Here is a 12,513-nt window from a genome sequence, read left to right as displayed (position 1 = left end):
AGCGCGGCGCGGCGGTCCGCACCCACCGGATCGGGCGCAGCGGTCATCGGCCGGCCCGCCCGGTCGGCGACGCGGTGGCGCGACCAGCCGGGGACCCGCCCGACGGGGGCGGGGCGGCGTGGTCGCCCGCGTGGTTGTCCGTCATCGGCGGGATCAGGAGCCGTTCTTGAGGAAGTCGGGCACGTCGACGTCGTCGAAGAGCACCCGGCGCGGCGACTGCTGCGGCGGCGGCATGGACGCCGGCGCGGTGACCGCCGGGGCCTGCGGCGTCGGCTGGTTCTGGTTGCTCTTGCGCGGTGACTCGGACGCCTTGTACGCGGGCGTGCCCCCGTCGAAGCCGGCGGCGATCACGGTGACCCGCACCTCGTCGCCGAGCGCGTCGTCGATGACCGCGCCGAAGATGATGTTGGCGTCCGGGTGGGCCGCGTCGGTGACCAGCTGCGCGGCGTCGTTGATCTCGAACAGGCCCAGGTCGGAGCCGCCGGCGATGGACAGCAGCACCCCCCGCGCGCCGTCCATGCTCTGCTCCAGCAGCGGGCTGGAGATGGCCGCCTCGGCCGCCTCGACCGCCCGGTTCTCACCCCGGGCGCTGCCGATGCCCATCAGCGCGCTGCCCGCCCCGCTCATCACGCTCTTGACGTCGGCGAAGTCCAGGTTGATCAGACCGGGCGTGGTGATCAGGTCGGTGATGCCCTGGACACCGGAGAGCAGCACCTGGTCGGCGGTGCGGAAGGCGTCCATCATGCTGATCCCCCGGTCACCCAGGGCCAGCAGCCGGTCGTTCGGGATGACGATCAGCGTGTCGCACTGGTTGCGCAGCTCGTCTATCCCCGCCTCGGCCTGCACCTGGCGGCGCTTGCCCTCGAAGGAGAACGGCCGGGTCACCACGCCGATGGTCAGCGCGCCGAGCTTGCGGGCGATGTTGGCGACCACCGGCGCGCCGCCGGTGCCCGTGCCGCCGCCCTCGCCGCAGGTGACGAAGACCATGTCGGCGCCCTTGAGCACCTCCTCGATCTCGTCGCGGTGGTCCTCGGCGGCGTTCTTGCCGACGTCGGGGTTGGCGCCCGCGCCGAGCCCCCGGGTCAGTTCCCGGCCGACGTCGAGCTTGACGTCGGCGTCACTCATCAACAGCGCCTGCGCGTCGGTGTTGATCGCGATGAACTCGACGCCCTTGAGCCCAACCTCGATCATCCGGTTGACGGCGTTGACGCCGCCGCCGCCGATGCCGACGACCTTGATGACCGCCAGGTAGTTGTGCGGAGGTGTCATCTCCGGTCCTTTCCCTTCGAGATTGGCTCGCACCGCCCCGGTACGGCGTGGCCCAGACCGGTGGTCGACGAGCTGTCACCAGCGAGGATCAGAGGTGAACCCTAACCCTCTACTAGAGGCTTACAGTTATGTCAACCACTGGTCCTCTTCGGGGCAACGTAAGCGCCCCCACGCCGAGAGCCAAGGACCCCACCGGCGTGTCGCCGCCGGGAGCGTAACGACTCACGTTCGCTGCGGACCTCACCGGAAGGTCACCACGTCCGGCGCGCTCACGTCGATCGTGTCGGCCTTCCGACCGAGCAGCGCCGTCGCCACCCGCGCCTTGTCCTCGCCCCGGGTCGCGTCGCCCCACACCACCGTCCGCCCGTCGCGCAGCGTCAGCCCGATCCGGGCCAGCCCCTCGACGCCCACCTCGACCAGCACGGCCCGCAGCTGCGGGGTGAGGACGGCCAGCACCTGCAACGCCGCCCGGGTGCCCGGATCGTCCGGCCCCGGCGTGGCCAACCGCACCACCGGCAGTCCCTGCGGGGCGCGGGGCAGCTCGCGGAACACCACCCCGCTGCGGTCGAGCACCACGAACCGGTCGTCGCGCGGCACCGCCGCCACCCCCGTACGCTCCACCACCGTCACCACCAGCGTGTCCGGCCAGTCACGGCGGACCGTGGCCCGCTCCACCGGGGGCAGCCCGCCGATCCGCCGGGCCGTCGCCGCCAGGTCCACCCGGGCCAGCGGCACCCCGTCCGGCACCGCCGCCGCGTCACGCACCTCGACCGGGGTGACCAGCCGGGCCCCCTCCACCCGGACCTCGCGCACCCCGAACAGGCCGGAGCCGAGCACCGTCCAGGCCACCAGGGCGGCGAGGACCAGTACCCCGGCCAGCACCGCCCAGGGCAGGGCGGCCCGCATCCGCCGCTGCCGGGCCCGCGCCATGAACCGCCGGGTGGACGGCGGAACGGCGTCGCTGCCGGCCCGCACGAGCTGCCAGCGCCGCGCCGGGCCACGTCGGGGGCCGCCGTCCGCGCCCGCGGCACGACCGGTACGGCCCCGGGCCGGGCCCGGACTCATCCGGTGGTGAAGGCCGTGCCGTCCCGACCCGACCCGGTCGCCGGCCCGGTCACCCGGGCGGTCAGCGCGTCGAGCAGCTGGTCGCCCAGCAGCGAGATCGGCGGAGCCCCCATGGTCACCACCACGTCGCCGGGACGGGCCCGGCGGGCCACCTCCACCGGCGCGTCGTCCCAGGAGTCCACGAAGACCTTGTGCGCCGCGTCCAGCGGCACCGCCGCCAGCAACGCCACCGACCCCTCACCCGGCTGGCGCAGCTCACCGGGGCCGAAGACCTCCAGCAGCACCAGCTCGTCGGCGATGCCCAGGGCGGCGGCGATCTCCGCCTGGAGATCGCGGGTGCGGTAGAGCCGGTACGGCTGGAAGACCACGATCAGCCGGCCGTCGCCGGCCACCTCCCGCAGCGTCTGCAGGGCCAGCGTCATCGAGGTCGGGTGGTAGGCGTACTCGTCGTAGACCAGCACCCCGTCGGCGACGCCCTTGCGCTCGAAGCGCCGGCGGACCCCGGGGAACGCGGCCAGCGCCGCCTCCGCCGCCGCCACCGGCAGGCCGAGCAGGTGGGCGGCGAGCACCGCCGAGGCGCTGTTGAGCCCCATGTGCCGCCCCGGCACCGGCAGCCGGATCTCGCCCAGCGAACGGCCGTCGAGCGCCGCCAGGTACCGCACCCCCTGGGCGGACGAGGCCATCTCGGACAGCCGCAGGTCGGCGTCGGCCGCCTCGCCGTACGTCCAGACCCGCCGGCCCTCGGCGCGCAGCGTCTCGGCCAGCCGCCGGCCGCCCGGGTCGTCGGCGCAGGTGATGACGTACCCGGCCGGGTCGGTGAGCCGGGCGAACTCGGCGAAGGTCGCCTCCAGGGTCGCCAGGTCGCCGTAGGTGTTCAGGTGGTCGGCCTCGATGTTGGTGATGATCGAGACGAACGGGCGGTAGATCAGGAACGACCTGTCGCTCTCGTCCGCCTCGACCACGAAGTGCTCGCCGGTGCCGTGGTGCGCCCCGGAGCCCACCTCGGAGATCTCCCCGCCGATGACGAAGGACGGGTCGACCCCGGCCTGCTGGAGCACCATGGTCACCATCGAGGTGGTGGTGGTCTTGCCGTGGGTGCCGGCCACCGCCACCGTCCGCCGGCCGGTCATCGCCGCGGCCAGCGCCTCGGAGCGGTGCAGCACCCGCAGCCCGCGCCGCCGCGCCTCCACCATCTCCAGGTGGTCCTGCGGGATGGCCGAGGAGTAGACGACGGTGTCCACCCCGTCGAGGTTGGCCGCCTCGTGGCTCATGTGGATGGTGCCGCCCAGCGCCCGCATCCCGGCCAGCGACGGCCACTCGCGCAGCTCGCTGCCGGAGACCGGCAGGCCCCGGGTGAGGAAGAGCCGGGCCAGGCCGCTCATGCCGACCCCGCCCACCCCGATCAGGTGGATCCGGCCCAGGTCCTCCGCGGTGAGCGTGCCGGCCGGGGTGAACTGCGCGGTGTTCATGCCAGGTACCTTCCCGTCGCGCTGGACCGGCTCACCGGGCCACCGCCTCGTAGACGAAGTTGAGCAGGGCCACGTCGCCGTCGCGTCGCCCGTACGCGGCGGCGGCGGCACCCATCGCGTACAGCCGCTGCGGGTCGCGCAGCAGGGGCAGCACGGTGCGCTCCAGCCAGGCCGGGGTCAGCTCGGCGTCGTCGACGAGCAGCCCGCCGCCGGCCTCCACCACGGGCAGCGCGTTGCGCTTCTGCTCCTGGTTGGAGTGCGGGTACGGCACGTAGATGGTGGGCAGCCCGATGGCGGCCACCTCGGCGCAGGTCATCGCCCCGCCCCGGGCCAGCATCAGGTCGGCGGCGGCGTAGCCCAGCTCCATCTCGGACAGGTAGGGCAGCGCCACGTACGGCACCGGCAGGTCGGTGGGGATCGGCACCGGCTCGTTGCGGGCGCCCATCACGTGCAGCACCTGCACGCCGTTGCGGGCCAGTTCCTTGGCCGCGCCGGAGACCGCCAGGTTGATCGACCGGGCACCCTGCGAGCCACCGGCGACGAAGAGCACCGGCAGGTCGGGCCGGAGTCCGAAGTGGGCGCGGGCGGCGGCCCGCATCGCGTTGCGGTCCAGCCCGGCGATGCCCCGGCGCAGCGGCACCCCGACCACCCGGGCGTCGCGCAGCGCCTCGGCCTGGGCCGGCTGGTGCGGGAAGCCGACGGCGATGTTCTTGGTGAACTTCATCCCGAGCCGGTTGGCCACCCCCGGCGGGACGTTCACCTCGTGGATGACGATCGGCATCTCGCGCCGCCAGGCGGCCAGGTAGCCGGGGACGGAGACGTACCCGCCGAAGCCGACGACCACGTCGGCGGCGACCTCGTCGATCACCTTGCCGGCGGCGCGGGCCGCCTTCCACATCCGGTCCGGGGTGCGGACCAGGCCCATGTTGACCGAGCGGGGCAGCTGGTAGGCGGGGATCTGCCGCAGGTCGTAGCCGGCCGGCGGGATCAGCTCGTTCTCCAGGCCCTTGGGGGTGCCGAGGCAGGTGATCCGGACGCCCGGGTCGTGTCGGCGCAGGCAGTCGGCGAAGGCGAGCAGCGGGTAGATGTGCCCACCGGTGCCCCCTCCACAGAGCACCACCGAACGCAGCGGACCCATCAGCGTCTCCTCTCGCTCGCCGGCCCGCCCCGGGTCCGGTCCTGCCGGACGCCGCGCGGTACGGCCTGATCGTCGGGTCGCCGCCCGCGCGCCCGGGGTACGGACCCCGGGGCAGCCGGTGGCGACGCCGGTCGGCTCCGCGCACCGGGAAGCGGCGGCAACGGGGCCCAGACTAGTCGGACCCATCGGGCGGGCGGACGGGCGTGCAGGGCCCGGGCCGCGTCGGGCTCGGCGCGGGCGAAGGAGGCGAGCATGCCCACCGCGGCCAGGGTGACGACCAGGGCGCTGCCGCCGTCGGAGATGAACGGCAGCGGCACGCCGGTCAGCGGCAGCAGCTTGGTCACCCCACCGATGTTGATCACGGCCTGGCCGACCAGCCAGGCGGTGACCGCGGTGGCGGCGAGCCGGCGGAACGGGTCGGCGACCCGGCGGGCGATCCGCAGCCCGGTGTAGGCCAGCACGGCGAACAGCACCAGGATGACGGTGCAGCCGACCACGCCCAGCTCCTCGGCGATGACGGCGAAGATGAAGTCGTTGTGGGCGGCCGGCAGCCAGCCGAACTTGACGCTGCTCTTGCCGAGGCCGACGCCGAACCAGCCGCCGTGCTCGATGGCGTTGCGCGCCTGGACCATCTGCCAGCAGGCGTCCTCGACGCACTTGGCCGGGTCGGGCGTGTCGAGGAACGAGGTGAGCCGGGCCAGCCGGTAGTTCTCCTGGCCGCGCGCCCCGGAGCCGGCCCCGAGCGAGGCGACGGCGACCAGCAGGCCGATGCCGGCCAGGCCGACCGCGGACAGGGCGGCGAAGACCCGCAGCCGCACCCCGGCCGCCCAGAGCAGCCCGACCACGATGGCCAGCAGGCAGAGCATGCTGCCCAGGTCGTTGTAGCCGACCAGCACGAACAGCAGGCCGACCACCGGGAACAGCGGGGTGGCCAGCTCCCGCCACCAGCCCAGCGCGGCGCCCTTGCGGGCGATCACGTGCGCGCCCCACAGCACCAGCGCCAGCTTGGCCAGCTCGGCGGGCTGCACCTGGATCGGCCCGAGATAGAGCCAGAGCAGGTTGGCCCGCAGCGGCCCGAGGGACTCCAGCCCGAACAGGGCGTCCAGGGCCACCAGCAGGTTGAGCACCAGCAGCAGCACCACGGCGCCGCCGAGCAGCGGCCGGCCCAGCGAGCGGAAGGTGGTGGCCGGCAGCCGCTGGCAGGCCCAGAACGCGACGATGCCGATCACCGCGAAGATGGCCTGCTTGGTCACCGAGGCGGCGGCGTCGCCGGCCTCGGCGTAGTCGCGCACGCTGGTGGCCGAGAAGACCATGGTCAGGCCGATCAGCAGCAGCAGGCCGGCGCTGGACAGCAGCAGGTAGTAGGAGGCCAACGGGCGGGCCAGCAGGCCGCGCAGCGCCGCCAGGCCGCCGGCCGGGCCCAGCCCGGACAGCCCGCCGGGCGGGTCGGCGGTACGCCCCGTGCCCGCGGCCCGCCGCGGCTGGGTCTCCGTCGTCGTCCCGGTGCTCGTGCCTCGGTCCTCCCCCACCCGCCCATCATCGCCGCTGCGGGCGGCCCGTTCCGGCCGTTCCCCCCGGTCGGCGTGTCGAAATACGAAACGGGGGCCCCTCCGGTAGGAGGAACCCCCGTCCGTGGCCGTCCGGCCGGTCAGCCCATGCTGGCCAGGAAGTCGCTGTAGAACAGGCCCAGCGCGATGGCCACCCCGATGCCCGCGATGATCCAGAACCGGACCACGATGTTGACCTCGCTCCAGCCGGCCAACTCGAAGTGGTGCTGGAGCGGGGACATCCGGAACACCCGCTTGCCGGTGGTCCGGAACGAGATGATCTGGATCACCACGGACATCGTGATGATCACGAAGAGGCCGCCGAGGATCGGCAGCAGCAGCACCGTCCGGGTGGACATCGCCATCCCGGCGATCAGCCCGCCCAGGCCCAGCGCGCCGGTGTCGCCCATGAAGATCCGGGCCGGGGAGGTGTTCCACCACAGGAAGCCCACGCAGGCCCCGGCCGCCGCCCCGGCGATCAGCGCGATCTCCAGCGGGTCCCGGACGGCGTAGCAGTAGTTGTTCGGATTGGCGGTGTACGTCGGGTCGGCGCACCAGTGCCGGTACTGCCAGAACGCGATCAGCGCGTACGCGGCCAGCACCATCACCGAGGCGCCGGTGGCCAGCCCGTCCAGCCCGTCGGTGAGGTTGACCCCGTTGGTCGCCGCCATCACCACCATGATGATCACGATGACCGAGGCGACCTTGCCGATCTCCAGGGCCGGGATGTCCCGGATGAAGCTCAGCGTGGTGCTGCCCACGGTCTCGGTGTTGGTCGTCGCGCCGCTGGCGTCGGTCATGCTGCTCGGGAAGTACAGCGCGACCACCCCGAAGACCGCGCCCACCAGGATCTGCCCGAACAGCTTGCCGCGCTTGTTGAGCCCGCCGCTGTGCCGCTTGCGCACCTTGAGGAAGTCGTCGATGAAGCCGACCGCGCCGGAGAAGACCATCAGCCCCAGCAGCACCAGGGCGGTGATGGTCGGCTCGACCTGGGCGATCTGCGCGTCCGGCAGGGTGGTCAGGGCGAGGTGGCCGGCGACGTACGCGATCACCGTGGCCAGGATGAACACCACGCCGCCCATCGTCGGCGTGCCCTTCTTGCCCTCGTTGCTGGCCAGCCCGAGGTTCGATCGGATCGGCTGACCGGCCTTGAGCCGGGCGAACACCCTGATCGCCAGCGGGGTCGCCAGCAGCGACACCAGGAACGCCACCCCGATGGCGACGATGACCGCCCTCACGCGGCACCCCCCGCGCCGGTCCCGTCACCGGAGGCGTCGACCCGAAGCGCGTCGGCGACCTCCCAGGTCCGGTACCGGGAGCCCTTCACCAGGACGACGTCGCCCGGTCGTAGCTCGCTGCGCAGCACCTCGACGGCCGCCGCCTGATCGGTGAGCAGCACCGACTCTCCTCCCCAGTCACTTACCGCTGTCGCGCCCTCGTGGATCGGCGCGGCCGGCTCACCCACCACGAGCAGCCGGTCGACACCGAGTTCGGCCGCCAGCCGGCCGACCTCCCGGTGCCCCTCGTCCTCGTACGCGCCCAGCTCGGCCATGTAGCCCAGCGCGGCGAACGTCCGCCCGCCCCGGTGCATCCCGGCCAGCGCGCGCAGCGCCACCGCCGTCGAGGCCGGGTTGGCGTTGTACGAGTCGTCGATCACGGTCACCCCGTCGGGACGGGTGAAGACGTCCATCCGGCGGGTGGAGACCAGCCCCAGGTCACCCAGGGCCGCCGCCAGCTCGGCCAGCGGCATGCCCAGCTCGCGGGCGACCGCCGCCGCGGCGAGCGAATTGGAGACCTGGTGCCGGCCGGTCAGGCCGAGCCGCACCGGGGCGCTCCCCTCCGGGGTCACCAGGGTGTACGCCGGTCGCCCCTGCCCGTCCAGGGTGACGTCCACCGCGCGGACGTCGGCGTCGGCCGACTCCCCGTAGCGGACGACCCGGGCCACGGTGCGGGACGCCATCGCGGCGACCAGCGGGTCGTCGGCGTTCAGCACCGCCAGCCCGTCGGCCGGCAGCGCCTCCACCAGCTCCCCCTTGGCCAGCGCGATGTTCTCCACCGAGCCGAACTCGCCCAGGTGCGCCACCCCGACGTTGAGCACCACCGAGATCCGCGGCGGCACCACGTCGCAGAGGTAGCGGACGTGCCCGACGCCCCGCGCCCCCTTCTCCATCACCAGGTACCGGGTCTGCCCGGTGGCCTGCAACGCCGTGTACGGGTGCCCCAGCTCGTTGTTGAACGACCCGGGCGGGGCGACCGTCGGGCCGAGCCGGACGGCGAGCTGGGCGATCAGGTCCTTGGTGGTGGTCTTGCCCGACGAGCCGGTCAGCCCGATCACGGTGAGACCGGGCAGCCGGTCCACCACGGCGCGGGCCAGCCGGCCCAGCGCGGCCAGCGCGTCGTCCACCAGCACCATCGGCACCCCGGGCAGCTCCCGGGTGCCGAGCACCGCCACCGCGCCGGCGGTGACCGCACCGGCGGCGTAGTCGTGCCCGTCGACCCGCTCGCCGGGGAAGGCGACGAAGAGCGCCCCGGCGGTGACCTTGCGGGAGTCGAACTCGACCGGGCCGGTGACCCGGGTGTCCGGGTCGACGGCGTACAGCCGACCGCCGACCGCCGTGGCCACCTCGGCCAGGGTCAGCGGGATCACCGCTGACCCGCCAGGTCGCCGAAGCGGACGCGCAACGCCTCCGCCAGCTCGGTGCGGTCGTCGAACGGGTACACCTCGCCGGCGATCTCCTGACCGCGTTCGTGTCCCTTGCCGAGCAGCGCCACCACGTCACCCGGCTCGGCCAGCCGGACCGCCTCGGCGATCGCCTCCCGCCGGCCGGGCACCTCGATGATCCGGGCCGCCGCGGCGGCGTCGTACGCCCCGGCCAGCACCTCGGCCCGGATCGTCGCCGGGTCCTCGGTACGCGGGTTGTCGTCGGTCACCAGCACCACGTCCGCGCCCCGGGCGGCGGCGGCGCCCATCACCGGGCGCTTGCCCCGGTCCCGGTCGCCACCGGCACCGATGACGCAGATCAGCCGGCCGGTGCCGGTGTCGCGCAGGGCGGCCAGCGCGGCCACCACGGCGTCGGTCTTGTGCGCGTAGTCGACCACGCCGCGCACCGGGGCGTCCCCGCTGACCAGCTCCAGCCGGCCGGGCACCCCGCCGCAGGCGGCCACCCCGGCGGCGGCGGTCACCGGGTCGACCCCGGCGGCGACCAGGCAGGCGACGGCGAGCAGCGCGTTGGCCACGTTGTGCCGGCCGGGCAGGGCCACCCCGGCGGGCAGGACCAGGTCGTCGGGGCCGTGCGCGGTGAACCGCTGGGCGTAGCCCTCGCCGCCGACCCGGTCGGCCCACCAGGTGGCGGTCGGGTCGCCGGCCGCCGAGTAGCTTACCGTGGCCGGCCGGAACAGCGGACGCAACGCCGGGTCGTCGTGGTTGAGCACCTCGACCCGGCAGCGCCCGTCGAACAGCTTCGCCTTGGCCGCGAAGTAGTCCGCCGAGTCGGCGTGGAAGTCGAGGTGGTCGGAGCCGAAGTTGGTGTAGCCGCCGACGGTGAACCGGACCCCGCCGACCCGCCCCATCGCCAGGGCGTGACTGGACACCTCCATCACCACCGCGGTCACCCCGCGCTCCCGGGCGGCGGCGAGCAGGGCGTGCAGGTCGGTGGCCTCCGGGGTGGTCCGGACGCTGTCGGTCACCAGGTCGCCCAGCCGGGTCTCCACGGTGCCGATCAGCCCGGTGACGTGGCCGGCGGCCCGCAACCCGGACTCGATCAGGTAGGCGGTGGAGGTCTTGCCGGCGGTGCCGGTCACCCCGATCACGGTGAGCCCGTCGGTCGGGTCGCCGTAGACGGCGGCGGCCAGCTCGCCCAGGACCGCCCGGGGGTCGGGCGTCACCAGGACGGGCAGCCCCGTCGCGCCGGCCGCGACGGCACCGGCCGGGTCGGTCAGCACGGCCACCGCACCGGCCGTGGCCGCGGCGGCGGCGAACTCCGCGCCGTGCCGACGGGCCCCGGGCAACGCGGCGTACAGGTCGCCGGGGCGGACCTCCTGGCTGGCGTGGGTCACCCCGGTCACGACCAGCGCGGCGGCGTCGGCCGGCGGCGTCACGGCGAGCCGGTCGGCGAGGTCGCCGAGCCGGACTCCGGGCACGGTACGGGGGCGTGGATTGCCGGGCACGGCGTCAGACCCTACCCGGTCGTCCGGTTCCGGCCGCACAGCCGCCCCGATGGTTCGTCGGCACTCACCGATGATGTCCCGCCGTTCCCGGTCAGCGCGGAAAGACCTCGAAGTTGGGGGATTTCCCGCGCGACGGCGGGACCCGGTAGTGACGCAGGGTGAAGCCCATCATCTCGCGGAACGCCGGGGCGACGACCGCGCCGCCACCGCCCTCGGGGTTCCACACGAAGACCGCCACCACGTACCGGGGCGCCTCGGCGGGCGCCATCCCGATGAACGAGCCGACCTCGCCGGGTTGCTGCTTGCCGTCGACGTAGCGCAGCCCGGTGCCGGTCTTGCCGGCGATCCGGTAGCCGGGCACCGCGGCGGCCAGGCCGGTCGCGCCGTCGACCGTGGTCACCGCCTCCAGCAGGGTACGCAGCGCGGCCGCGTTGCCCGGGCTGAGCACCGAGCGGGTGACCGGGGCGGCGGAGGGGGTGCGTTTGCCGTCCGCCCCGACCACTTCCTTGATCAGGTGCGGCTGGACGTAGGTGCCGTCGTTGGCGATGGTGGCGTACGCGGCGGCCATCTGCAGCGGGGTGGCGTCGACGCTGTGCCCGATCGGCACCGACCCGTACGACGATCCGCTCCACTGGTCGGCCGGGAGCAGCCGCCCGGACGCCTCACCGGGCATCCCCTCGCCGGTGGGCTGCCCCAGCCCGAACCGCTTCTGGTAGTCGATCAGCCGGTCGGGGCCGAGCCGGTCACCGATCTCGATGGTGCCGACGTTGGACGAGTAGGCCAGCATCCCGGCCACGCTGAGCTTCTTGCCGTCGGCGGGGTGGGTGTCGCGGAAGGTCACCCCGCCCCGGGTGACGGTGTTCGCGACCGGCCAGGCGCTGTCCGGCGTGATGATGCCCTCCTGCAGGGCCGCGCCGTAGGTGATCGCCTTGTGCACCGAGCCGGGGTCGACCACGAAGCTGGTGGCCGCGTCCTCCCGGTCGGTGGGCCGGCTCTGCTCCGGCGACGCCGCGTTGTAGGTCGGGTTGCTGGCCTGGGCCAGCACGTCGCCGGTCTTGGCGTCGAGCACCACCGCCGCGCCGATCGCGCCCCGGGTCTGCGCCATCTGCCGGCTGAGGATCTGCTGCACCTGGAACTGCAGGTCCCGGTCGACGGTGAGCACCAGCGAGCTGCCCGGTTTGGGGTCGGTGGTCTGGCTGTAGCCGCCGGGGATCGGCGCGTTGAGGTCACCGAGGCCCGCCTCGTACACCCGGCGGCCGTCCTGCCCGCGCAGCACGTCGTCGTAGCGGGCCTCCAGGCCCTCCAGGCCGTCCATGTCCTGGCTGGTGAAGCCGACCAGGTTGGCGGCCAGGTCGCCGCCGGGCACCTCGCGGCGCTCGTCGCGGTGGGTGCCGATGCCGGCGAGGTCGAGGGCCTCGATCTGCTTGGCCCGCGCGATGTCGACGCCCCGGGCCAGGTAGCGGAACTGGAGGCCGCCCTGCCGCTTCATCTTCTCGGCCAGTTCGGAGACGGGGACGCCGAGCAGCGGGGAGAGCAGCTTCGCGGTCTCCGTGCGGTCCTTGACCATGGTGGGGTCGGCGAAGACGTACCGGGCCTCGACGCTGCGGGCCAACGGTGCGCCGGTGCGGTCCTGGATCGAGCCGCGCGGGGCCGGCAGGTCGATCCGGGTGAGCCGGTTGTCGACGCCGCCACCGGCGTACGCCGGGGTGTCCACGGCCTGCAGGACGACCAGCCGGATGCCGATCACGGCGAAGACCGCGAGCACCAGCATGGTGCCCAGCCGCAGCCGGCGTCGCGGCTCGGCGAGCTTCGGCGGGCGGCGCGGCTTGCGTACCGGTCGTCGCCCGGCGGGCCGGTC

At 74.1% G+C, this 12,513-nt stretch carries 9 protein-coding genes; all 9 read right to left on the bottom strand.

What is annotated here, in order from left to right; translation table 11 throughout:
* Nucleotides 1-153: 153 nt before the first annotated feature.
* Nucleotides 154-1,269 (bottom strand): cell division protein FtsZ, encoded by a 1,116-nt coding sequence (gene ftsZ, locus H1A17_RS31290; protein WP_145920978.1) that lies wholly within the window; start codon nucleotides 1,267-1,269, stop codon nucleotides 154-156.
* A gap of 240 nt (nucleotides 1,270-1,509) precedes the next feature.
* On the bottom strand, nucleotides 1,510-2,334 hold the full coding sequence (locus tag H1A17_RS31285) for a cell division protein FtsQ/DivIB (protein ID WP_145920979.1): 825 nt from the start codon (nucleotides 2,332-2,334) through the stop codon (nucleotides 1,510-1,512).
* On the bottom strand, nucleotides 2,331-3,803 hold the full coding sequence (murC, locus tag H1A17_RS31280) for a UDP-N-acetylmuramate--L-alanine ligase (RefSeq protein WP_145920980.1): 1,473 nt from the start codon (nucleotides 3,801-3,803) through the stop codon (nucleotides 2,331-2,333). The genes H1A17_RS31285 and murC overlap by 4 nt, the downstream gene beginning before the upstream one ends.
* Before the next feature lie 31 nt (nucleotides 3,804-3,834).
* Nucleotides 3,835-4,941: an undecaprenyldiphospho-muramoylpentapeptide beta-N-acetylglucosaminyltransferase gene (murG, locus tag H1A17_RS31275; protein WP_194823572.1), complete on the bottom strand. Its 1,107-nt coding sequence runs from the start codon at nucleotides 4,939-4,941 to the stop codon at nucleotides 3,835-3,837.
* A complete protein-coding gene (locus H1A17_RS31270; RefSeq protein WP_145922958.1) occupies nucleotides 4,941-6,347 on the bottom strand; it encodes an FtsW/RodA/SpoVE family cell cycle protein in 1,407 nt (468 codons plus the stop codon). The genes murG and H1A17_RS31270 overlap by 1 nt, the downstream gene beginning before the upstream one ends.
* Nucleotides 6,348-6,589: 242 nt before the next feature.
* Entirely contained in the window at nucleotides 6,590-7,726 is a 1,137-nt protein-coding gene (mraY, locus tag H1A17_RS31265) for a phospho-N-acetylmuramoyl-pentapeptide-transferase (RefSeq protein WP_088643039.1), read from the bottom strand.
* Nucleotides 7,723-9,135: a UDP-N-acetylmuramoyl-tripeptide--D-alanyl-D-alanine ligase gene (gene murF, locus H1A17_RS31260; protein ID WP_145920982.1), complete on the bottom strand. Its 1,413-nt coding sequence runs from the start codon at nucleotides 9,133-9,135 to the stop codon at nucleotides 7,723-7,725. The genes mraY and murF overlap by 4 nt, the downstream gene beginning before the upstream one ends.
* Nucleotides 9,132-10,694, bottom strand: a complete 1,563-nt coding sequence (locus H1A17_RS31255; RefSeq protein ID WP_194823571.1) for a UDP-N-acetylmuramoyl-L-alanyl-D-glutamate--2,6-diaminopimelate ligase — start codon at nucleotides 10,692-10,694, stop codon at nucleotides 9,132-9,134. The genes murF and H1A17_RS31255 overlap by 4 nt, the downstream gene beginning before the upstream one ends.
* Before the next feature lie 52 nt (nucleotides 10,695-10,746).
* On the bottom strand, nucleotides 10,747-12,513 hold a 1,767-nt coding region (locus H1A17_RS31250), incomplete at its 5' end, for a penicillin-binding protein 2 (protein WP_228544583.1).

The organism is Micromonospora sp. S-DT3-3-22 (genome assembly GCF_015354745.1).
Lineage (GTDB): Bacteria > Actinomycetota > Actinomycetes > Mycobacteriales > Micromonosporaceae > Micromonospora > Micromonospora wenchangensis.
Note: the sequence above shows the minus strand (reverse complement) of the source record. Positions and strands in the feature narration are given on the sequence as shown.